Source organism: Abiotrophia sp. HMSC24B09 (assembly GCF_001815865.1).
Lineage (GTDB): Bacteria > Bacillota > Bacilli > Lactobacillales > Aerococcaceae > Abiotrophia.
On sequence record NZ_KV822195.1, the window covers coordinates 213745 to 236278 of the forward strand.

14 protein-coding genes and 1 other RNA gene are annotated in these 22534 nt (G+C 46.7%); 10 read left to right on the top strand and 5 right to left on the bottom strand.

Annotated elements, in window-relative coordinates:
- Positions 1-21 precede the first annotated feature (21 nt).
- From HMPREF3093_RS02180 to HMPREF3093_RS02200, 5 genes are all read left to right on the top strand, one after another.
- Positions 22-3558: a PD-(D/E)XK nuclease family protein gene (locus HMPREF3093_RS02180; RefSeq protein WP_070755397.1), complete on the top strand. Its 3537-nt coding sequence runs from the start codon at positions 22-24 to the stop codon at positions 3556-3558.
- Positions 3555-7490: a helicase-exonuclease AddAB subunit AddA gene (gene addA / locus HMPREF3093_RS02185; protein ID WP_083316240.1), complete on the top strand. Its 3936-nt coding sequence runs from the start codon at positions 3555-3557 to the stop codon at positions 7488-7490. Before HMPREF3093_RS02180 ends, addA begins: the two co-directional genes overlap by 4 nt.
- Before the next feature lie 304 nt (positions 7491-7794).
- Complete coding sequence (locus tag HMPREF3093_RS02190) at positions 7795-8784, top strand: mannose/fructose/sorbose PTS transporter subunit IIA (protein WP_070755398.1); 990 nt, start codon at positions 7795-7797, stop codon at positions 8782-8784.
- A gap of 14 nt (positions 8785-8798) precedes the next feature.
- Positions 8799-9614: a PTS mannose/fructose/sorbose transporter subunit IIC gene (locus HMPREF3093_RS02195; RefSeq protein ID WP_070755399.1), complete on the top strand. Its 816-nt coding sequence runs from the start codon at positions 8799-8801 to the stop codon at positions 9612-9614.
- 13 nt (positions 9615-9627) lie between these two features.
- Positions 9628-10548, top strand: coding sequence for a PTS system mannose/fructose/sorbose family transporter subunit IID (locus tag HMPREF3093_RS02200; protein ID WP_070755400.1), 921 nt, complete (start codon positions 9628-9630; stop codon positions 10546-10548).
- A 118-nt stretch (positions 10549-10666) separates the two neighbouring features.
- On the opposite strand, the gene HMPREF3093_RS02205 is transcribed toward HMPREF3093_RS02200, so the two are convergent.
- The 4 genes from HMPREF3093_RS02205 to HMPREF3093_RS02220 all read right to left on the bottom strand — a co-directional run bounded on the left by HMPREF3093_RS02205 (position 10667) and on the right by HMPREF3093_RS02220 (position 18072).
- Positions 10667-15157: a transglycosylase domain-containing protein gene (locus tag HMPREF3093_RS02205; protein ID WP_070755401.1), complete on the bottom strand. Its 4491-nt coding sequence runs from the start codon at positions 15155-15157 to the stop codon at positions 10667-10669.
- A gap of 33 nt (positions 15158-15190) precedes the next feature.
- A complete protein-coding gene (locus HMPREF3093_RS02210; RefSeq protein WP_070755402.1) occupies positions 15191-16177 on the bottom strand; it encodes an oxygen-dependent tRNA uridine(34) hydroxylase TrhO in 987 nt (328 codons plus the stop codon).
- A 174-nt stretch (positions 16178-16351) separates the two neighbouring features.
- Positions 16352-17707, bottom strand: a complete 1356-nt coding sequence (locus HMPREF3093_RS02215; RefSeq protein ID WP_070755403.1) for an MATE family efflux transporter — start codon at positions 17705-17707, stop codon at positions 16352-16354.
- Positions 17708-17799: 92 nt separating this feature from the next.
- The gene (locus HMPREF3093_RS02220) at positions 17800-18072 is read right to left on the bottom strand and encodes a hypothetical protein (RefSeq protein ID WP_070755404.1); all 273 of its coding nucleotides are present in this window, start codon (positions 18070-18072) and stop codon (positions 17800-17802) included.
- Positions 18073-18263: 191 nt separating this feature from the next.
- Here HMPREF3093_RS02220 and HMPREF3093_RS02225 point away from each other — a divergent pair, with 191 nt between their 5' ends.
- The gene (locus HMPREF3093_RS02225) at positions 18264-18665 is read left to right on the top strand and encodes a DUF2187 domain-containing protein (protein WP_023390852.1); all 402 of its coding nucleotides are present in this window, start codon (positions 18264-18266) and stop codon (positions 18663-18665) included.
- 64 nt (positions 18666-18729) lie between these two features.
- On the opposite strand, the gene HMPREF3093_RS02230 is transcribed toward HMPREF3093_RS02225, so the two are convergent.
- Positions 18730-19707 carry a hypothetical protein gene (locus HMPREF3093_RS02230; RefSeq protein WP_070755406.1) on the bottom strand — a complete coding sequence of 326 codons (978 nt, stop codon included), beginning with the start codon at positions 19705-19707 and terminating at the stop codon, positions 18730-18732.
- 104 nt (positions 19708-19811) lie between these two features.
- Here HMPREF3093_RS02230 and HMPREF3093_RS02235 point away from each other — a divergent pair, with 104 nt between their 5' ends.
- From HMPREF3093_RS02235 to HMPREF3093_RS02250, 4 genes are all read left to right on the top strand, one after another.
- Entirely contained in the window at positions 19812-20234 is a 423-nt protein-coding gene (locus HMPREF3093_RS02235; protein WP_070755407.1) for a ribonuclease HI family protein, read from the top strand.
- Between the two features lie 233 nt (positions 20235-20467).
- Positions 20468-20830: a cell division regulator GpsB gene (gene gpsB / locus HMPREF3093_RS02240; protein ID WP_070755408.1), complete on the top strand. Its 363-nt coding sequence runs from the start codon at positions 20468-20470 to the stop codon at positions 20828-20830.
- A 14-nt stretch (positions 20831-20844) separates the two neighbouring features.
- Positions 20845-21239, top strand: an RNA gene (rnpB, locus tag HMPREF3093_RS02245) — RNase P RNA component class B.
- Between the two features lie 124 nt (positions 21240-21363).
- A complete protein-coding gene (locus tag HMPREF3093_RS02250) occupies positions 21364-22521 on the top strand; it encodes a THUMP domain-containing class I SAM-dependent RNA methyltransferase (RefSeq protein WP_070755409.1) in 1158 nt (385 codons plus the stop codon).
- Positions 22522-22534 lie beyond the last annotated feature (13 nt).

The window sequence follows — 22534 nt, forward strand, 5'->3', positions numbered from 1 at the left end:
GATTGAGAAAGGAGGGCCCACATGCTGCAATTTGTCCTTGGGGGACTGGATCGCGCCAAGAAAAGCGCCTTGCTAGATCACTTATTAGACATTCAAGCCAAGGAGCCTGAGGCCCAGTTCTTTTATTTAGTACCTGAACACTTAAAATTTGATATGGAGTCCTATTTGCTAGCGGCTGTCCAAGACAAATATGGATCCAATGAGGCGGCTCTAGTCGACATTCAGGTAGTTTCCTTCAAACGCCTGGCCTGGTTCCTCATGCCTAACAGCCTTGCCGAAGAAAAGCCAATATCTAGTGTTGGTCAGATTATGATCATTAAACGCCTCTTAGCTCGCTATCAGGATCAATTGCAGGTCTTTCGTGGTCAGGTCAAGCATCAGGGCTTTGCCGAGAAGTTAGCCCAGCTCTTCGATGAACTCTATCTAGGGCAAATTCAGCCAGAGAACCTAAGCCAAGTGCCTGACTTGAACCAGCAGGAAGCCAAGCGCCTAGCTGAGTTGGCCTTACTCTATCAAGGCTTCATCCAAGAAATTGAAGGGCAAGTCCTAGGACATTATCACGACTTGCAACGTTTGGACAGTTACCTTAAGGCCCACCCCTTGAACCGACCAACCTATTTGGTAGTGGATCACCATTACTTCTTTAATGGTCAGCAGCTACAATTATTGACCACCTTGATTCAACAATGTCAGGCTGTCTGGATTACCTTGCCCTTATCCCAGCAAGCGGCTCGTTCTAAAGCCTATGATCCACTTATCGAAGTAGCTCGTCATACCTATGGGCAAATGCAATTGTTGGCCCAGTCACTCCATTTGCCTGTGGCAGAGGATTGGACTATTGAACAGGTGCAGGAAGGCTACCAAGCTAATATTTTAACGCTAGCGCAGGCCTTTGAAAATCACTTGCGGCTTGCCCCTCAAGAACTGAGTCAGCCTCTCAATCAAGTTAAGACTCATGTGATTTGGGAGCATGATGCTATCCAGACGGAAGTCCGTCATACCAGCAACAAGATTCACCAGTTGGTGAGTCAGGAGGGCTACCGTTATCGCGATATTTTAGTCCTTACGCGAGATATGGACCGTTATCGTCCCTTGGTGACAGCCCTCTTTGAACAGAATGATATTCCTTATTTCTATGACCATGCCGTAAGTATGGGCCAGCATCCCCTGGTCCTGTGGCTGGAAGCGGGGCTAAAACTCTATCGCTATCGTTACCAGTTAGCCGACATCTTCGGTATTCTCAAATCAGGTCTCTGGTTACCGGCTGACCTGAGAGCCGCTATAGCCCAAAATCCCCAGGATGGACTAGCCCTAGAAGAGGAGTTTAAGGCTCAAGTTGACTTACTTGAAAATGTGGTGCTGGCTAATGGTTACGTGGGTTATCGCTTTGCCCAATTGTCTTTTGAATGGCGCTTTGACCAAGCAGACCGTCCTTATGTCAATGCGGCTGGTCAGGTGACCGACCAGACTTATGGTCAAGTAGTCCAATCCTTGCGGGAGTCCTTCTTGGCTGATTTTGCCCCTTACCAAGACTTAGCGCAGGCGACTAGCTTTAATGGCCAAAAAGCAGCTGAATGGCTCTATCAGTGGTTGGAAGAAGTAGGCGTAAAGGATCGTCTGATTGCCCGGCGTGACCAAGCCATCGAAAAGGGGGACCTGGCCCTGTCTCGCCAATATGAACAAGTTTGGCAGACCTTGACCGCCAGCCTAGATGAATTCTATCAACTTTATGGGGAGGCCGAGTTGACCTTTAGTGAGTTCCAAGAACTCTTGCTAACGGGTTTGAATGAAGCCACCTTCCATATTATTCCACCTGCCCTAGACCAAGTCATGGTTACAAGCATGGAAAGTCCTCAGGTTCAAGCCTATAAGGTTTGTTTTGTGCTAGGGGCAGACGAGCTGACTCTACCTAAGCATCATCAGGAAGATTCGCTATTGAGTGTGGCCAACCGCCAATCCTTGGGGGAAAGTCTCTTGCCTTACCAGCAACTGCGCCAGTCTAGCCAGCATAATTATAGCTTAGAACTGCTCATGACCCAGCAGGTCTTGCTCAGCGCCAGCGACCGACTCTATCTCTCTTATGTGGCTATGAAGGGTCAGCAGACCGTTAAGCTATCACCATATTTGCAGCAATTGGCTAAGCAGTTTCATTTGTCAATTAAGACCTATACCCATACCTTGATTCATCAGAATCAAGTCAAATTAAGCCGACTTGAGTTTGGTCGTTATCCGGTCCAAATGAGTCCGCTCTTGCAGCTAGTCCATCATTATTCGCAGCAAAAGGACCGACCAAGTGCTGCCTTTCTAGACTTTTTGACCTTAATGGCCGGCCAAAATCCTCATACTTGGGTACTCTTGGCTCAGCTCTTCCAATTTAACCAACTGCCTCAGAATCTGACACCAGAGACAGCTTTGGCCCTCTTCGGCCAGAAGATGACGGCCTCGGTTTCTAAGTTAGAGCAATATTACCAGGATCCCTATAGCCATTTCTTGCTTTATGGGCTAAAAATTCGTCCCCGTCAGCAGCTAGAATTAAATGCCGCAGGGGCAGGGGATTATTATCATGATTTCCTAGATAAATTTACTCAAGCACAAGAGGCTAGGCCTGATTTTGAAACTAACTTTGCTAGCATTCAGACCCTTATGGAGGAAGACTTACGCTTTAATATCTTTGGCACCAATCCTCGCATGCACTTGATTAAGCGCAAGCTGGATCAGCATTTGCGGCAATTTTTAAGTGTCAGTCTGGCGCAAAGTCAAGCCTTGACGGTTCAACCCGTTGCGACCGAGCTGGTCTTTGGTAGCCAGCAAGAAGCAGGGTTAATCCTGCCTTTGGATAAGGGCAGCCTTACCTTACGAGGTAAGATTGACCGCATTGATGCGGATCCAAGCCAAAGTTACTACCAGGTAGTGGACTACAAATCCGGTAAGAAAACTTTCAACCTAGTAGACTTCTATTATGGATTGGATTTGCAGGTCTTGACCTACCTGAAAGTTGCCAGTCAACGTTATCCTCATGCCCAGGCGGTAGGGGCCTTCTATCAATCCTTAGCAGGCGGATTCGTCAAGGTAGATAGTAAGCAGATGGCTCGACTGAGCCAAGACGGGCTAGACTTGGCTAAGAACCAACTTCATCCATACAGGGGGCTAATGACTATTTCGGGCTCTGAATTAGTGGCCATTGAACCTGGCCTAGCCAATCAGTCTAAGAGCCAGATTTACCCGGTTCAGCTTAAAAAAGATGGTAGCTATTATCAGCATGTTCCGGCTGTCAATCAAGCGGAATTAAGCCTAATCAATCAGCATCTGCTCCATTTGATGACTCAGGCAGGGAATGCCATCCAAAAAGGGGATATCAGCTTGGCACCTTTTAAGGATGAACGCTTTACACCTAGCCTTCAAGCCGACTATCGGGTTATTACAGGCTTTGATGCAACCGTGCATTATGGTGCTTATCGTCATAAACGCCTCGCTAAGGATCAAGTCCTAACCCAAATAGAGAAAGAAGCAGGTAAGAAAGAAAACACAGAGACGAGTGAGAAAGGAGGCCAGCTATGACCTTGGGCACTTTACCAGCTAAACCTTTGAATTCGCGATTTAATGATAGCCAGTGGGAAGCCATCCACCAACGGGGTAGCAATATTCTGGTCTCCGCTTCAGCCGGGTCAGGTAAGACCACGGTCTTGATTGAACGGATCCTCAATCATTTGTTGACTCATTATGCCAACATGGACCAACTGCTAGTATCTACCTTCACGGAGGCCGCTGCTAGTGAGATGAAGGCGCGTATGGAGAACCGGCTCAAACAAGCCGTCAACCAGACGGCCGATAGAGCCGAGCAAGCTCATTTGGTCAGCCAACTTCAATTGTTGCCAGCTTCTCATATCCGAACCTTGCATAGTTTCTGCTTGCAGGTTATCCAACAGTATTTCTATATTATTGATTTTGACCCAAGTTTCCGACTCTTAACAGATGAGACGCAGAAGTCCTTGCTCTATCAAGAAGTTTGGCAGGAGTTGATGATTGGACTGGCCCAAGATACTGACTGGCAGGAAAAACTTTTCCAACTGCTAGCTCAATTCAGTCCAGGACCAAGTGACCAAGGGCTCTATCAACTGGTTTTAGATCTTTATCAGTTTGCTTCATCTCATCCTGAACCCCAAGTCTGGCTGTCTCAGTTGGCTCAACAGGCCTTGCATTTTGAGGATTTTGCTAAGACTGGGCTCTATCAGGCAGTCCTCTTGCCTGAATGGCAGGCTAGTCTGTCACATGCTCAGCATCTGCTAGAACAGGCCTTGGCTAGCCTTGAGAGCCTGACAGATGCTATGATAAGCAAATTACAGCCCCTGTTAGAAGCCGAGCGAAGCCAGGTGCAAGCCTTGCAGTCAGTACTGTCAGGTCAAGATTTAGCCCAAGTTTTTGCTCTCTTCCAACAAGTCTCTTTCGATCGATGGCCAAGCGGTAAGAAGGCGGAAGAAGACAAGGAGCTTTTGGAGCAAGTAAAGGGCCTGCGAGATCAAGCCAAGGAGCAGATTGAGCGAGTGCGACAATTGATGGTTCTAGATTACGATACGACTGTCTATGTAGAAGGGCAGGCGGGGGCTAGCATCCAAGACCTTGCCCACTTGACGCTTGAATTCCGTCAGGCTCTCTGGCAAGCCAAAGTTGCACAAAACTGCATTGACTATAATGACTTAGAGCATCTGACTCTGGATATTCTGGCCCCTTATGATGCGGACTTAGGCCAGCGGCAGCCTTCCGAGGCGGCCCTCTATTATCAGGATCTCTTCCGCGAAGTCTTAGTGGACGAGTATCAGGATATTAACGACATTCAAGCGACTATCTTAAGTTTTCTGTCGCGTGAACACCGCCAAGACTTAAGTGGTAATCTCTTCATGGTAGGGGACGTCAAGCAGTCCATCTATGGCTTCCGTATGGCAGAGCCTAGCCTCTTCTTAGCCAAATATCAGGCCTATCAAGAGGGCAAAGGCGGTCATCTGATTGTCTTAGATGCCAACTATCGTTCTCGTGACGAAATCTTACAATTTACTAACTTTGTCTTTCAGCGTCTGATGGACCCAGGTTTTGGTGAAATGCAGTACGGTGCCATGGAGTCGCTCAAGACAGGCAATCACAGTTTTTTACCTGCGCCTCCTGATCCGGAATTCGATATTGAATTCTTACTCTATGAATCCTCTGCAGCAGATGAGGGAGAGCCTGAAGACCAGGACTTAGACTTGGATCAAGGAGTGGAGACCAGCCTTGAAGCGGAAGCGTGGCTTATTGGCCGGGATATTCAAGCGCGCGTCCAAGCAGGGTGGCAGATTTATGACAAAGAACTAGGTCAGCAAAGGCCGGTAACCTATCAGGACTTTGTTATTCTGAGTTCGACCCGCCATCCCTTCCAACCGGTTAAGCAAGTCTTTGAACAGCTAGGAATTCCACTCCTAAGTCAAAATGTTGAGAATTATTTCCAACGCCAAGAAATTCGGCTCATGCTAGCCCTGCTTAAATTGATTGATAACCCTCATCAAGACATTCCCCTGGTGGCCATTTTACGGTCACATTTTGTGGGCTTAAGTGATGAGCAACTCAGTCAGATTCGCATCCGGGTGCCTAGTAGCGGCAGCTTCTATGAAGCCTGCCAGCAAGTGCTACTCTTAGAAGAAACGAGTCTAATAGCCCTACAAGAAACCTTGACTACCTTCATGGACAAACTCAAAGAATGGCGCCACCTAGCCCAAAGAGTGGATCTAGTCACCTTAATTTGGACTCTCTATCAAGAAACCTACTTCCTAGATTATGTGGCAGGTTTGGATCAAGGGGATCAACGCCAGGCTAACCTTCATGCTTTCTATGAACGGGTAGTGGAATTTGAAGCGGGTAACTATAAGGGCTTGACGGCTTTTGTTGGCTTTATTGAACAAATCATGGCTCACGACCAAGATTTGGCTGAGCCCCTCTTATTGAGTGAGGATCAGAATTTTGTGCGAGTCATGACTGTTCATGCCAGCAAGGGGCTAGAGTTTCCTTTTGTTTACCTAATGCAGACGGGCAAACGTTTCAACATTCAGGATACGCAGAAGGTTTATGTACCTTCTAAACGCTATGGCTTGGGATTGGATTATCTGGATATTAAACATCAATTGCAGTATCCTTCCTTCATTAAGGAAGCTATTAAATTAGAGCGTCGTGGCCAGTTGAAATCAGAAGAAATGCGGAAGCTCTATGTTGCCCTAACGCGTTGTGAGCAAAAACTAGTGATTGTGGGCAGTGTCAAATCCCAAGACCAAGTCCAGACTAAACAAGAGCAAGTTGTGGCTGCAAGTGGCCAAGAATTGGTCATGAATCGTGCCCTAAGACAGGGAGCAGGAAGTTGGCTGGATTGGTTGCTCATGGCGACATCCTTTAGTGGACGTCATCCTCAATCTACGACTGACTTTACCAATGAACAAGTGCGTCTGACTTATGTGGCGGAAGCAGAGCTTTTGCCACTTCTCAAGGTATCTGCGTCTAGACCTTGGCTTCAAGATGACCAAAACTGGTTGGCAGATTTGAAATTAACAGTCGATCAGCATGAGGTGACAAGTGAGGTAGGGGCCTTTATACAAAGTCTCCTAGAGAGTCAGTACGACTACGGTCTGGCTAGTAAGACCTCTAGCTACCAATCTGTGTCGGAGCTCAAGCGTCTCTATGAAGAACCTCATAATGAAAAACTATCTCACTTCACCGACCGGCGGCCAGGGCAAATCAGTTGGGACTGGCTTACTCAAGAAGATGAGGAAAGGGCGGAAGAGGCCGAGACTGGCCAAAAGGCTGGTATTCAGAGTATTCGATTTACTGGAGATACCTTCCAAGCGCCTCGCTTTGTCCGAGAGCGCCAAGCCTATACAGCTGCCCAGATTGGGACTTTTACCCACTATGTTATGCAGCAGCTAGACTTTAGTGCGCTAGAAGGACTGGATGTGTCGGACTATCCGGCTGCCATTCAAGAGCAGGCGCAAGCTTGGCTAGCCGCTGGCTTTATGGAAGCTAGTCAGTGGGAGGCCGTTAAGTTAGCCAGCATCTGCCAATTTTTAGCTAGTGACTTAGGCCAAGCCCTGATTAAACAGGCTAAATCCCTACATCGCGAGCAGGCCTTCTCTTATCGTCTGCCAGCGGCCAAGTTGTTTGCTCGTCAGCTGGGGGCTGACCAGCTCCAAGAACTAGCCGATAGTCAGCTTCTGGTCCATGGGGTCGTCGATAATTATCTTAATTTGCCAGATGGTCGTCTCATCTTAATTGACTATAAGACCGACCGCTATCGTCCATGGGCAAGCTTGACAAAGTCAGCCCAAATCGATCAGATTGTCGACAAGTATCGCTTCCAAATGAGCCTCTATGCTCGGGCCTTAAGTCTGGCAAAAGGCAAAGCAGTGACAGATGTTTACTTAGTTTTATTGGATTTCGACCAGGTGGTGCCAGTCACCGACCTTTATGACTTCGAATAATAGGCCTTGAAAGGCTGGGACAAGGAAACTGAAGCTTGTCAAAAGTTGTCTTCTCTTAACAACTTTTGAAGGCAGTTGACCTTGCTCCCAGCTTTTTTGCTTATGTGGGAAGGGTTCTGATACTTGCTAAAAAGGGGCACAGGTGGTTGCAATACTCATTAATAGACATAAATTGATATACAAATTTATTTACATGTCTAGAAGAATATTTGAGAATCAATATTAGCTATTGCATTTATGTAAACGTTATACTATACTAGAAGTTGAAATTATATATTTCAATTTTTATTTAGGAGGTAGAATCATGGTTGGTATTATTATCGCAAGTCATGGTGAGTTTGCTGATGGTATCAAGCAATCCGGTTCAATGATTTTTGGTGAACAAGCCAACGTTGAATCCGTGACCTTTATGCCAAGTGAAGGTCCAGATGATTTGCAACGTAAATTACGTGAAGCCGTAGACCGTATTGAGAGCGAAGAGATTCTGTTCTTGGTAGACTTATGGGGAGGTAGTCCCTTCAACCAAGCCAATATTCTCTTTGAAGAAGCGCCAGAGACACGTGCCATTGTAGCCGGTCTTAGCTTGCCTATGTTGATTGAATCATATGCAAGTCGCTTCTCTATGGACAAGGCTCACGATATCGCCAAAGCCATTATTCCAACGGCCAAAGACGGTGTCAAAGTTCGCCCTGAAGACTTACAACCAGAAGAAGCGCCAGCAGTGGCTCAAGCAGCACCAGCTGCGCCACAAGGTGCGATTCCAGAAGGAACTGTCTTAGGAGACGGCAAAATCAAATTCGTCTTGGCTCGTATTGATACTCGGCTCTTACATGGCCAAGTTGCAACAGGTTGGACTAAAGCCACTCAACCTAACCGGATTATCGTGGTGTCCGATACTGTAGCCCAAGATGACTTACGTAAGAAGCTGATTGAGCAAGCAGCTCCCCCAGGTGTGCGTGCTCACGTAGTACCCCTTGACAAGTTTGTTGCAGTATCTAAAGACCCTCGCTTCGGTGAGACCAAGGCTTTGGTACTCTTCGAAAATCCTCAGGATGCGCTCAAGGTTATCAAGGCTGGAGTAGAGATTCCAGAGCTCAATGTAGGTTCTATGGCTCACTCTGTCGGTAAGGTATTAGTGACCACCGTCTTATCAATGGATCAAGACGATGTGGATACCTTCAAGGAGCTTCGTGATCTCGGCGTTAAGTTCGATGTCCGCAAGGTGCCAAATGACAAGCCATCTGACTTGTTCAAGAGCATCCAAGCTAAGGCCAGTGAAGGCCTCAAAGTCTAAAAGGAGGTATCATAATGGAATTTAATATTCTATCAATTCTTGCTGTCATTGTGGTAGCATTTCTCGCAGGGATGGAAGGGGTTCTGGACCAGTTCCAATTCCACCAACCGATTATTGCTTGCTCTCTGGTAGGGCTAGCAACTGGCCATCTCAGCGAATGTATTATCTTGGGTGGAGCCTTGCAATTGATTGCGATGGGCTGGTCTAACATTGGGGCAGCGATTGCGCCAGACGCAGCTTTAGCTTCTGTGGCTTCTGCCATTATCTACGTTAAATCAAATAACTTTACGCCTGACGGTCGTAACCTTGCCATTGCGGCTGCCATTACTTTAGGGACAGTAGGTTTGGCTTTGACCATGGTGGTTCGTACCTTATCTGTGGCCATCGTTCACCGTGCCGACGCTGCCGCTGAGAAGGGAGACTTCCGTGGTGTGGAATTCTGGCATATGGTAGCTCTTGCTTGCCAAGGCTTGCGTATTGCTATTCCGGCTGCTTTCTTGCTCTTCTTGCCAAACGAAATCGTTCGAGGGGCCCTAGAGTCTTTACCTGATTGGTTTACCAAAGGGATGGCCATTGGTGGGGGCTTCGTCGTAGCGGTCGGATATGCCATGGTTATTAACATGATGGCAACTCCTGAAGTATGGCCATTCTTCTTCCTAGGCTTTGCCTTGGCACCACTTAACCAATTGACCTTGATTGCAACCGGGATTATCGGGGTAGTCTTGGCGGTTGTATATATTCGTCTTAGCCAAAACACTGGTGGTTCTGGTGGCGGTGGGGGCAAAGCTGGTTCTGGCGATCCGTTAGGCGATATTCTTAATGACTACTAAGGAGGACATGACGATGACTGAACAAAAGAAACACTTAACGAAATCCGATCGTTTTAAGGTAATGTTGCGTTCTCAACTCCTTCAAGGGTCTTGGAACTATGAACGGATGCAGAATGGTGGTTGGGCTTATTCCTTAATCCCTGCCCTTAAGAAGTTATATCCGCAACGTGAGGAGGCTTCTGCAGCCCTCAAACGTCACCTTGAATTCTTCAACACTCACCCATACATTGCCGCTCCAATCTTAGGGGTAACCTTGGCGTTGGAAGAAGAAAGAGCCAATGGCGCATCAATTGACGATGCCGCTATCCAAGGGGTTAAAGTTGGGATGATGGGGCCTTTGGCCGGGATTGGTGACCCAGTCTTCTGGTTCACCGTTCGCCCAATCCTTGGGGCGATTGCTGCCTCTTTAGCAACGGGTGGCTCTATCTTAGCACCGCTCTTCTTCTTTGTAGTATGGAATGCCATTCGTATAGGCTTCCTCTGGTTTACACAAGAATTTGGTTATACTAAGGGTTCTGAAATCACCAACGACCTATCTGGCGGTATCTTGCAAACCTTAACCAAGGGGGCATCCATCTTAGGGATGTTCGTTATGGGGATTCTGGTTCCGCGCTGGACCTCCATTAACTTTGCGCCAGTCGTTTCGAATGTACCATTAGATGATAAGGCTTATATTCACTTCCCTGAAGGGCCAGTGGATGGTGCCACCTTACAGAAAATTTTGGGTGACATGGGTAATAACTCTTTAACACCAAATAAGGTGACAACTTTACAAGACAACCTTAACATGTTAGTGCCAGGTTTGGCGGCTGTCCTCTTGACCTTCCTCTGCATGTGGTTACTCAAGAAGAAAGTCAACCCAATCCTCATTATCTTCGGTCTCTTTGCTGCCGGGATTATTGGCTATGTCTTAGGCCTCTTCAAACCAGCCTAAGCGCCTAATAGTTAAAAAGCTAGACGGACTTTATCAGTTAAAGCTGATAGAGCCCGTCTCTTTTTGTATATAGCAAAAGAAAGTCAGGAAGTTTCACTTCCTGACTCTCTCATTGTACCTAGCGTTGGCCTGGTGTATTGTTTTGGTTGTTATTCTGGTTATTGTTGTTATTGTTACCACCTGGGGTCTCGTTGCCGTTACCCGGATTTTCGTTAGTGGCAGAAGAACTTGATGAGCTTGAAGAACTTGACGATTCTTGTTGACGTCGTTGATCTTCTTGGCGTCGTTGTTCTTCTAGTTGCGCACGGTAGGTGGACCAGAAGTTAGCCAATTCTTCATCCGTTGCACCGAATAAGAACTTGTAGTTCAATTCTGGAGCTGGATGGCTGACCTTGAAGAGATCCTTGTAGGTTGGACCGGTGATGGAAATAGTCCCGCCATTATCTAGACGCATGGTCCCTGGCTTAGTACCAGTTTGTTGTAAGACGTCCGTTTCTTGGACACTAGATGGACGGCTGAATTTCCGGTCTACCCCAAAGATATCCGGACGGGCAGCATAGAGTTCATTGACTACATTAGCCCAATAACGTTGGCTCCGTTCACTTTCACGACCGTAGCCGTCGTTGATATTGATGGTATAGTTTTGGAAACGGCTGTCATAGCCAATCCAAGAACCAATGGTGATACTTGGCGTTGAGGCAATGAACCAGACGTCCTTAGAGTTCTCACTAATCCCGGACTTAGCAATCCAGTCACCACCCATGGTCATGTAGCCCTTGGCAATCCGACCAGTACCTTCTGTCATGGTATTACGTAGCATATCAATCATAAGGTAGTTGGAATCTTCACTGAAGATTTGGGTAGGGTTGCTTTGGTGCTGGAAGACTACATTACCAGCCGCATCTTCAATCCGGTCGATAAAGTAGCCGTCATGGTAGTTACCATTATTGGCAAAGGTCGCGAAGGCCCGAGTTTCTTCTAGGACAGTTGGACCACTTGAAACCCCACCAATGGCAAAGGCTAAGTTCTTGATGTCTTCTGGCGTATAGGAGGCAGCTGGGTTAAAGCCCATTTTTTCCAAATAGCCCATGACATCAACTGAGCGTTTTTGCATTTCTTGGTAGACCCGGACAGCAGGCAAGTTATCTGATTTATAGAGGGCAACCCGAGCTGATTCGGCGCCACCACTGACTACATTACCATAGTTAGTAGGGGACCAAGTCGTACCATCTTCGAAGGTTTGTGTAAATTCTGTATCTGGAATAACCGTCGATGGATTAATCAAGTTCTCCTGAATAGCAGGGCCGTATACAGCTAACGGCTTAATGGTCGAACCTGGGGAACGACGAATACCAAAGGCGTGGTCGATTTGGTTATTCTCAAAATCCGTCCCTGCGATAAAGCCTAAGACTTTACCGGAGTTGTTATCCATGACTACCATCCCATTTTGAACCTTCTCAACATAGGAGGTTTCTTGGCCGGTTTCAGGGTCAGTATAGACGCCTTCATAGGCCATCCCTAGGTCATTAATGTGTTTCTTAGCGGATTCCTGCAAGAGATCGTAGATCTGCTGGTCAATGGTTGTGTAAACCTTATAACCACCAGTCTTAAGTTGCTCTTCGGCTTCCTTATAGTATTGGTTGTACCAGTTGTCATCTTGATAAACTTGAGTCCAAGTTAATTTATCACGCTCAATATTGAGACGCATGATTTGCTCGATAGCGCCTCGCTCCATTGCTCGGTAGAGGTAGGATTGTCGTGTGACACTTGGGCTGCCGGCTGGCAAGAAGTCAGCCTTAATATCATAGTTGAGAGCGGCTTGGTAGTCGGCCTCGCTAATTTTATGGTTACGGTACATGAAGTAGAGGACGTCCTTCATCCGGCCAATCCCGGCTGATAAGTCGGTCTTAAGCTCCCCGTTTTGTTGATAAGGGGTGTAATTGTAAGGGTCCTGCGGTAAGCCGACCAAGAAGGCTGCTTGAGCCAGGTTGACCTCGCTAGGCTTCTTACCAAAAATCCCTTCTGAAGCTTTCTCAATCCCGGCTACGTTATCCCCGTTATGGTCACGACCAAATGGTGACACGTTGAGATAGGCAGTGAGGATTTCATCCTTGCTGAAGAATTGCTCCAGACGGAGGGCCAAGAGAATTTCATTGGCTTTCCGGAAGAAGGTGACATCATTAGTTAAGAGACGTTGCTTGACCAATTGCTGGGTCAGGGTAGAACCACCGGTCCCGCTACCTGGTGACAAGACTTCCTGCAGGGTAGCCCGCAGAATTGCTTTAGGCACAACCCCCTTATGTTCATAGAAGGAAGAGTCCTCAGTCGATACCAGACCATTGACGATGTTAGGCGAGATATCTGACAGGCTAGTCACAGACCGAATGACATCGGCTTGAACGTTGGCAATCGGTGTCCCGTTAGCATAGTAAATGGTGGATTGCTGTTCCAACTTGTTAATCTTGGCAGCCATTTCTTCACGATTAGGCACCTTGGTGTCAGAGACTAGGTGGGCAAAGTAACCAGCCCCGGCCCCAGCAGCTAAGGAACCTAAGAGCAGGCCAATCAAGACGATATAGAGGGCAATGCGGCGAACTACATTGACTGCCACATTAAGACCTAAGAAAATCTTTTCTCTGGCAGTGTAGTTAGACAGGTCAATGACCTTGGTCTTGGATTTGCCTTTATCTTTTGATTTGCGACGCTTGCGCTCTGAATCTTGGCTAGCACCAAGGCCGGCAGCAGCTAAGTCTAGGGCAGCTGGCGCGTGGTCATCAGATTCAGGTTCTGAATCCTGATTTTGAGACCATTCTTCCACATCATGGCTTCGTTCGGGCTCAAGCTCGCTGGCTTGCGTTTGGTCAAAGTAATCTGGGTCCAAACTAGCTTGCTTGCTAGTCCTAGCCGTCCAAGCCAAGTCATAGTCGTCTGATCTTGAGTCTGAATCAGAATGTTCTGATTCATGCTGCTCTGAGGTCTCCTCAGCTAAGCTTGGCTCTAGATCTGATGGTTCAGATGCTTGAGGAATCAAGTTTTCTTGACTAGCAACGAGTGACGCCGCTTCATAATCTGATTGCTGATCATGAGATTTTTCTTGATTAAGGTTAGCTTCAGCCTCAACTTCCGCTTGGGAACTTGTTGGCTCGATAGATAGGTCGTCCACTTCTTGATCCAAGTGATTTGGCTCATCTGGATGGCTTGAAGAAACAGGCGCTTGTTCGGGTTCTGACTCAATTTCAAGTCTATCCTGAGATACTAGATCAGGTTCTTGATAGCTTGATCCTCTAGCACTTTCTAAGTGCTCAGCTTCTCGGCCCTGGCTTGAGTCATCTACAGCAGAGGCCTGGTTTGGCACCTCAATTGGTGTAATATTATCGAAAATGGACAAGAGCGAACTGAGTCGGGCACGTCCTCGTGATGAAAGGTGAGGGCCTTCTTCCTGGCCTTCAGAGCTTCCTAGTGAATCTGCTGGATGTGAAGTGTTTGACTCCAGTTCCGTGCTGTGGTCATTTGAGCTAGCGACTGACTCAGTAGGGGCCGGACTTTTAAGTTCAGCCACTTGGTCTTCTTTAGTTAGGTCTCTACTTGGTGTTAACAAGTCAGCGTCTAAAGGTTGATAGACACGGGACACTTCCTTCTTGTCTGAACTTGCAACTGGCTCGCTTTCTTCTCGGAGCTCATTGCTTGTTTTCTGCTCAAGGTCAAAACTACGACGTCGTTCGCGTTCCTTTTGGATATCAGCAGGACTTGGCAGGGGCTGACTAGCCGTACCGTCTTGGTCGAGCTCAATGCGAGGTTGGTAAACGCGACTAGCAGGCTTAGAACTAGCAGAAGATTCTGCAGATAAGTCTGGCATGTCAACAGGTCCAGCTAGGCCTAAGTCTGTGCTAGCTTCTTCTTCTGGATTTTGGTCGTAATGATCTCGACTGGTCATGCCGGCAAAGAGCCGACGCCGACGAGGGCCTTTGTCAGAAGACTCGGATGAGCCTGAAGTCTCTGGGCTTGATTCACTTGACTGCGCTAGTTCTGGCTTAGCCTTAGGCTCTGAAGGTTTAACAACTTTCTTCTTCTCGGCTTTTTCCTTGGCAGGACTAGCTGGACCTTTCTCTGTTTCCTCTTGGAAAAGATGAGATTGGAAGTCCTGGTCGGACACTTGGTTAGTCTGCTTATAAGGGTTGGCTTCATCAATACTTGGATTGAAGTTAGAGAAGAAGTCACGGACGCGTTTGACAGAGCGATCGATGAACTCGGAAGATTGAGCCATGACGGTCTTTTCATCCGACTTAGGTTGGTAATGCCAACTATCTTGATCCTGCTGACCTTGACTAGAGCTTGACTCAGTGGTCTGACTAGTCTCGGACTGGCCTTTGTTAGTTGAAGTAGATGCTTGATCATTACTTTCAGCGCTCGCTTGTCGAGCTTGTGCTTGTCTGCGGGAATAATCTTCGTAGAAATTATCCCAGCGTGATGGCTTAGAAGTTGCCTCGTTTGAAGGCGGGGTAGAATGACCCCTTGAATCCTCTTTATCAGGCTCGATGTCAAAAGAGACATCATAGTAATGCTGGCCCGATTGTTCGGGCACTTTCTTTTTGTCATCGTCTAGTGTCATTCATTCACCTACTTTCTTTATGGGGTATGGCTCTTAAGCCGTTACTTGATCATTTAGGGATTCGCCTAAGACATTGAGACGAGCTTCCCATTCTTGATTAGTCAATTTGTTTTCCGCAATGTAGCGGTTGCGTGGGTGGCGACGGCATTCTGGGCAGCAACCACGAACGTATTTGTCTTCATTTTCGACGCTAGCTAGGATACGACGGTTACATTCTGGATTCCCACAGTTAACATAGCGTTCGCATGGGGTGCCATCGAACCAGTCTTTCCCGATTACAACAGGATCGACGTGGTTAATGTCAACCGCAATCCGTTCGTCGAAGACGTACATCTTACCATCCCACAATTCGCCTTTTACTTCAGGGTCTTTACCATAGGTAGCAATCCCACCGTGGAGTTGGCCGACATCTTTATAACCTTCACGTACCATCCAACCGGAGAATTTCTCACAGCGGACACCACCTGTACAGTAGACAACGACACGCTTGTCCATGAATTTTTCCTTGTTGTCGCGTACCCATTGTGGTAATTCGCGGAAATTACGAATGTCAGGACGGATGGCACCACGGAAGTGACCTAAGTCAAACTCATAGTCGTTACGTGTATCAAGGACAACGGTGTTTTCGTCAAGCAAAGCATCCTTGAATTCTTGTGGTGACAAGTAGGCACCAGTAGTTTCTAATGGGTTAATGTCGCTGTCGAAGTCGTTATCTTCTAAGCCCAAGTGGACAATTTCTTTTTTGTGACGAACGAACATCTTCTTGAAGGCTTGTTCTTCTTCTTCGTCAATCTTGAACCAGAGGTCTTCCATACCTGGTAGGGAGTGAACATAGTCCATATATTTTTGAGTGGTTTCGTAGTCACCTGAGACAGTCCCGTTAATCCCTTCGCTTGAAACGAGGATCCGGCCCTTAAGGCCAATAGACTTACAGAAGGCCAAGTGGTCAGCTGTAAACTTATCTGGGTTCTCGATGTTAACGTACTTGTAGTAAAGAAGCACGCGAATTGGTTTGGTCATAATTTACCTCCTTGTAGTTGCAAACTACATAAATTTATGGATAGTATCATTATACGGCAAAAAAGGCTTGAGGACAACTTTTGAGCCGGTTTTTGCGCTATCTGTAAGAAACTTGTAACCTCCCTACACAATCCCCGTCTAAGTGGATCAAGTATGCCAAAAAAGCTGGCCAGATTAATTCTGGGCCAGCTTTTGGTTGAAGCGTTCTTGCAGATGGTTTTTGTGATGATGATAGGCTGTTAACAAGGGAATGCAAGCGCCCAACCAGGCCAGGGGGCTGGCAATAGCGGGACCTACAAAACCTAAATATTGACTAAGAATCAGAGCGGCACTCATACGCATGGCCAGCTCCATAATGCCTGCAATAGTTGGAATCAAGCTATCGCCTAAGCCCTGTAAGGTATAGCGATAGATAAAGAGCAGAGCAAGTAACCAGTAGGCAGGCGCCGAACAGTAGAAGAAGACTTGACCGTAGTGAGCCATTTCCAGTCCTTGGCTACCTTCTGCGAAGAAGGTGACGACTTGGGCACCTGTCAGAGCTAGGATGACGCCAGAAACCAGCGCAACGCCTACAGACAAGAAGGTCATTTGGCGGACTCCTTGGCGGATGCGGTCAAATTGAGCGGCACCAAAGTTTTGCCCTACATAAGTTGCCATGGCAATCCCAAAGGACATGAGTACTAAAATCACAATCTGTTCAATTTTAGAAGCGGCACCATAACTTGCGATAGCTAGAGGACCTAACTGATTGAGGGCCACTGTGACCGAAATGGAGCCAATGGCAATAATAGAGGACTGGAAGGCCATTGGGAAGCCCATGTTGAGGTGATAGCGGACTTCTTCAGCTACCAGCATGGCCTTTTGCCAGGAAACCTGCAGTAGTGGCCAACGACGGTGAATGGCCCAGAGGCAAAGAATAACCGAGACAGCTTGTGACAAGACCGTCGCGAGGCCAGCACCCGCAACCCCCATGCCCACGTTCACGATGAAAACATAGTCTAAGACGATATTGGTTAAGGCCGCGATGATAAGAAAGTAGAGGGGCGTCCGGCTGTCTCCCAAGGCCCGCATCATGTTGCTCAGTAAATTGTAGAGCATGGTGACGGTACAAGCGCTGAAGATGACGATGAGATAATCGTAAGTATATTGAATGATTTCAGTCGGCGTCATCATGACTTCTAGAATTTGGCGGAGGAAGAAGGTAGACAGGAAGGTCAAGGCCATGGAAACGCAGAGCGCGATAGTCCAGGCAATGGTGACTGAACGCCGTACCTTATGGAAATCCCTAGCGCCAAAGGCTTGAGCCAAAGGAATACTTAACCCTGCCGTTAAGCCTTGAGCGAAGCCAAGAATCAGAAACATGACGCTGGATGAAGCAGAAATTCCTGCTAGGGCATCGCGCCCCATGGTGCGTCCAACAATAAAAGTGTCGACCATATTATAGACAAGCTGGAAGATATTGCCAATTAGGAGCGGAATGGAGAAGTTAATAATGCGTTTGAGGGGGGACCCAGTGGTCATATTATGCATAAGTGACTCCTTTATAGTCAGAATGAATACTCTGAGTATAAAGGAGTCACTTTGTAAAATCAAGTAGGTGTAGAGCTCTCTATCCTAGTAAGTTAGTCATCCCACTGAACGGTATAGTAGTCAGCATCTTTGGCTTGAATCAGGGGATAATTGGTCCGGTAAATAGAGCCATCTTGGTCTTGCTCGAGGTACATGACAAAACCATTAGGGTAGAGAGACAGAATCTTGGAATAAACATGGTATTGGTCGATAATGACAGTCTTGATTTCTTGGTCGCTGGCGAACCAGTCAGTTACCAGGTGGAAATAAGAACCGATGGAGACTTTGGTTTCATAAACAAGGGTCGTAATAATGGATTGATTCATGGTTAACGCTCCTTTTTTTATAAGCTATTTCCATTATAACAAGGAAATGGGGGCGGTTTCAAACAAAAATTCGAAACAAACTTACAAATTCTTGTCGGATTGGGAAATTTTTGATTTATAAGCTATAAAAAGCGCATCAAACGTGCTATAATAGGAATTAGAAACGGTTTCATTCAGAAAGGGTGGGTCGTATGAGAGTCAAAGTCACTAAGTCAGAGCGCGAGCTCATTGAACGTGAGCTGAGACGGGGGACCACTAAGTCTCGGATAGCCTCCCTCTTGCATGTCAATTTCGAGACGGGTTGCCAAATGATTCAGCGAGTCCGTGAACAGATTCGTCCTGAGATTGGTGACCAAATACGCTTTACCTTCCGGCAGGTCCATATGCGGGGGACCATCCGTAAACTTCTGACCAACAGCGCTGTCGTCGACATCGATTGGCTCCGGTCAGATCCGACTATGAAGGATATTTGTACTAGCCGCACCATCGTCAATTTCAAGGATATTGTCGCCTACATCAACTGTGAGCATCTTATTCAAGATGATGAAGAAGGGGAAGAGCCCCTAAGTCCTGCTGCTCAACAAGGGATTTAAGCTGACAGCACTTAATAAGAGCCTCCTATCACGTGTTTGCGATAGGAGGCTCTTGGTCTGAAGACTATTGTTCTTGGTAGATTAATTGATAGAGTTCAGCTGTAACAGTTTGATAGTTCTGGCGATGCTTAGCTTCTGGTACTAGGTCATAGGGAGTCGGTAGGTCATTCTCAGTTAAGAAAAGCTGGAACCACTCCTTGGCTGAACCATAGGCCTCTTCAAAGTAGGGGTAAACGGCTAAGGCTTGAAGGACGAACTGCTGAGAGAATTCAATCATGAGATGAGGATTGAATTGTTCGCAGTAGTCTTCGATGACTTGAAGACCGGCCACATAAGAAGACTGGTGACGGTAATCTTGAAGTTTGGCTACCGTCAATTCATGGACTTGGCCAAACCAGTTATAGGTCACTTTACCTGGATAGTTCTGGTAGAGTAGGTAATGTAAGACGTCACTCTTGATATATTGAGGTAGGTCTGGATGAGTCAGAATGGCCTTAAAGAAAGGCAAGGCCTTGTCTAAAGGCAGGTCGTAGGTATATTTAAGGAAACTGAGTAACTCAAATCCTTGGCCGTCATAGATTTGATTGATAAAAGTCTCAATGGCTTCCTGACCTTGATCCAGGGCTTGCTCCAAGCGCCGGGCTAAGCGCTGGGTATGATTGAGTTGATGAATGAATGGTAAGAGGTCTTCACTGTCCCATCCAGCTGCTTGGAAGCGTGCTTGAAGCTGATAGAGCCGCAAGAGGGCAGCGTCTAAGTCGTAAAGGAGGGACAGACTAGCTCCATATAAGAGGAGAACATTCCAATCATTAACGGCTTCTATATCAGGGAAATAAGTTTGCCAACAGTTCAAAAGGTCAGCTTTTTGTCCCCGAGCAATATATAATTTAATCAGTTCCTCGAAGACATGAACCTGAGGATCTGTCTCATAACTCTTGATTAGGAATTCTTGTGCACGGCCAAAGTCATGGACCTTGAGGGCACTGAGTGCTTTGCGATAATATTGGTCCGCATTAGTCGGAAATTTAATTACATCACTCATTTTGTCACCTCTTTCTTGTCAATACTTAAATCCGTGCTATACTAGTTATATTATAGCACAATACATTAATAGTTTGTAGACAAATAACAGATAAGGAGCGAAAAATGCTGAAGGTTTATACGGATGCTGCCTTTGCCTATAAAAATCAATCTGCCGGCCTGGCCATTCGGATTCTGGCGCCTAATCAACTCTATGAACAAGTTGTTTTCCTCAATCAGGTAGCAGACAATCATCAGGCGGAATTTTTAGCTATCTTGCGCGCTCTAGACTGGTTGATAGAATTGGGGCTGACCCAGGACTTTATTTGGTTACATGCCGATAGCCAGGTAGCCATTCGGGCCATTGAAAAATCCTATATAAAGGATGCACGTTATGCTCCTATTTTAGATCATATCCTAAGTCGACTGGACTACTTTCCCAATCTCTATGTCAAATGGATAGCTGAAAAGGAAAATCAGGCAGCCGACCAGTTAGCAAAATCGAGCCTAAATAAGGCGGTTAGCTGGACGCGGACATCGCCTCGCTAGCCAAGTTGGCTTTTGCGTGGCATAATAGAGATAGTTAATCAAGGTCCGGATCTCAGATTTATGGGGATAGATTATGTGACTAAAAGTGCACAATTCACTAGGGTGCGAACGTATATTCGCTAGCATTCTTAGGCATTTCGTGGCATAATAAATTGAATAGACTTCTCTATTTAAGATAGAATCATTAATTCTTCTGAGAAAGAAGCAATCATTGATGGAGGTAGATGAGCGATATGGCAGAAAAAAATTTAACCGCTAAAGATATTTTACAAAAAGAATTTACCCGCGATTTTCGTGGTTATAAAGCATCTGAAGTAGATGAGTATTTGGATAGCATTATCCGTGACTACGATTCTTACCAAAAGGATGTGGCGACTTTGAAGAATGAAAATGAGCGCCTAATCAGCAAAATTGATGAATTGACCAAGCAACTTGCCTTGGCTAAGAAGAACAATGTGCCAACCTCACCAGGCTCTGGTGTCACTAACTTCGATATCCTTAAGCGTCTCTCTAACTTAGAGAAACATGTCTTTGGATCTAAGATTGGTAGCACAGACAACACCATGTCTTATTCAGACGTGACACGTTTCCAATAAAAGAACCTCAAGTAGATTTTAGGTAATCGCGGCTAGTAATAGTTGAGGAAAGTCCATGCTCGCACAGGCTGAGATGCCTGTAGTGTTCGTGCTTAGCGAAACCATAAGCTAAGGTAGTGCCTAGCGCTAACGGCAGGCAAAAGGTCTAAGGCTTCGGCTATGACTGAGTAACCTCTAAGGTGCCACAGAGACGAGGCTGGTTGGAAACAACTAGCGTGGAACGCGGTAAACCCCTCGAGCGAGCAACCCAAATAGTAACCTAGTTTTCTAGGGAGACTGGTCGGGGCACTTTTCCTAGGGAAATGAACCGATGGAAGAGGCGGGTCACTGAGTGACTGGCAGACAGATGATTACCCCACTTAAGGTGCATAGCCTATTTCCCTTAAGTGACAGAACATGGCTTATCGAAATTTACTTAATAGGCTTTTGCTTAATACAACAAAGGCGCTTCTCCCTCTCTGGTGAGGAGGGCTTTTTTTCTAAGGGCAGGATTGTCTTGCCCGCAACGACAAGTTAAAGATGAGGAGCCTCTAATGAAAAACTATAACCTATTGGCTACCGTTGCTGCCGGCATTGAGTCCGTGACGGCCCAAGAATTGAAGCAGCTAGGCTATCAAGTTCAGACGGAGAATGGGCGCGTGCGTTTCTCTGGGAATGTCCAGGATATTGCTAAGGCTAATCTCTGGCTAAGAACGGCTGACCGTATTAAGATTGAATTTGCTAGTTTTCAGGCCAAGACCTTTGAAGCCCTATATGATTTGACTTACGCCTTGCCATGGGAAGACATTCTGCCTTTGGATGCTAATTTTCCTGTGTCTGGCAAATCCGTTAAGTCCCAGTTACATAGCGTGCCTAACTGCCAGAAAATCGTCAAAAAGGCTATTGCTAGCCGACTCATGTCCTACTATCATCGTCGGACCAATTTGCCTGAGACAGGGGCAGTCTATCCTATCGAAGTTTCTTTGGTCAAAGACCAAGTCAGCCTGACCTTGGATACTTCTGGCACCTCCTTATTCAAGCGTGGCTACCGAGTAGAGAAGGGTGCCGCCCCACTCAAAGAGAATATGGCAGCTGCCTTAGTCATGTTAACGACTTGGTATCCTGACCGACCACTTTACGACCCATGTTGTGGTTCGGGAACCATTGCCATTGAGGCAGCCTTGATTGGGCGTAATATTGCGCCAGGTCTTAAGCGGGAATTTGCGGCCGAACATTGGACCAGCTTAGATCCAAGTGGGCAAGTATGGCAGCAGGCGCGCCAGGAAGCCCAAGTTCAAGCCAAACCAGATGTCATGATGGACATTGAAGCCTGCGACATTGACCACCGTATGGTTGAAATTGCTAAGGCCAATGCTAAAGAAGCTGGAGTAGCAGATACGATTTCCTTTAAGCAAATGCAACTCAAGGACTATCGTCCTAAGGTGGATTACGGTATATTAATTGCTAATCCGCCTTATGGTGACCGTATGTTAACAGAGGACCAGGTCCACACCCTCTACGCAGACATGGGCAAGCTCTATAGCCAAATGCCGACCTGGAGTAAGTATATTTTAACCAGTGATGAAGCCTTCGAGACCTACTATGGTGCCAAGGCAACCAAAAAACGCAAGCTCTATAATGGCGCCCTCAAGGTAGATTATTACCAATATTGGGGTGAGCGGAAACCCCGTCAAACAAGCGATGATAAGTAGATATTCATAGCAA

Excerpts from the sequence above, each read along its gene's own strand:
- HMPREF3093_RS02195 (WP_070755399.1), top strand. The coding sequence starts at position 8,799 with ATGGAATTTAATATTCTATCAATTCTTGCTGTCATTGTGGTAGCATTT.
- HMPREF3093_RS02215 (WP_070755403.1), bottom strand. The coding sequence starts at position 17,707 with ATGCATAATATGACCACTGGGTCCCCCCTCAAACGCATTATTAACTTC.
- HMPREF3093_RS02225 (WP_023390852.1), top strand. The coding sequence starts at position 18,264 with ATGAGAGTCAAAGTCACTAAGTCAGAGCGCGAGCTCATTGAACGTGAG.
- addA (WP_083316240.1), top strand. The coding sequence starts at position 3,555 with ATGACCTTGGGCACTTTACCAGCTAAACCTTTGAATTCGCGATTTAAT.
- gpsB (WP_070755408.1), top strand. The coding sequence starts at position 20,468 with ATGGCAGAAAAAAATTTAACCGCTAAAGATATTTTACAAAAAGAATTT.
- HMPREF3093_RS02205 (WP_070755401.1), bottom strand. The coding sequence starts at position 15,157 with ATGACACTAGACGATGACAAAAAGAAAGTGCCCGAACAATCGGGCCAG.
- HMPREF3093_RS02230 (WP_070755406.1), bottom strand. The coding sequence starts at position 19,707 with ATGAGTGATGTAATTAAATTTCCGACTAATGCGGACCAATATTATCGC.
- HMPREF3093_RS02220 (WP_070755404.1), bottom strand. The coding sequence starts at position 18,072 with ATGAATCAATCCATTATTACGACCCTTGTTTATGAAACCAAAGTCTCC.
- HMPREF3093_RS02180 (WP_070755397.1), top strand. The coding sequence starts at position 22 with ATGCTGCAATTTGTCCTTGGGGGACTGGATCGCGCCAAGAAAAGCGCC.
- HMPREF3093_RS02210 (WP_070755402.1), bottom strand. The coding sequence starts at position 16,177 with ATGACCAAACCAATTCGCGTGCTTCTTTACTACAAGTACGTTAACATC.
- HMPREF3093_RS02250 (WP_070755409.1), top strand. The coding sequence starts at position 21,364 with ATGAAAAACTATAACCTATTGGCTACCGTTGCTGCCGGCATTGAGTCC.
- HMPREF3093_RS02235 (WP_070755407.1), top strand. The coding sequence starts at position 19,812 with ATGCTGAAGGTTTATACGGATGCTGCCTTTGCCTATAAAAATCAATCT.
- HMPREF3093_RS02200 (WP_070755400.1), top strand. The coding sequence starts at position 9,628 with ATGACTGAACAAAAGAAACACTTAACGAAATCCGATCGTTTTAAGGTA.
- HMPREF3093_RS02190 (WP_070755398.1), top strand. The coding sequence starts at position 7,795 with ATGGTTGGTATTATTATCGCAAGTCATGGTGAGTTTGCTGATGGTATC.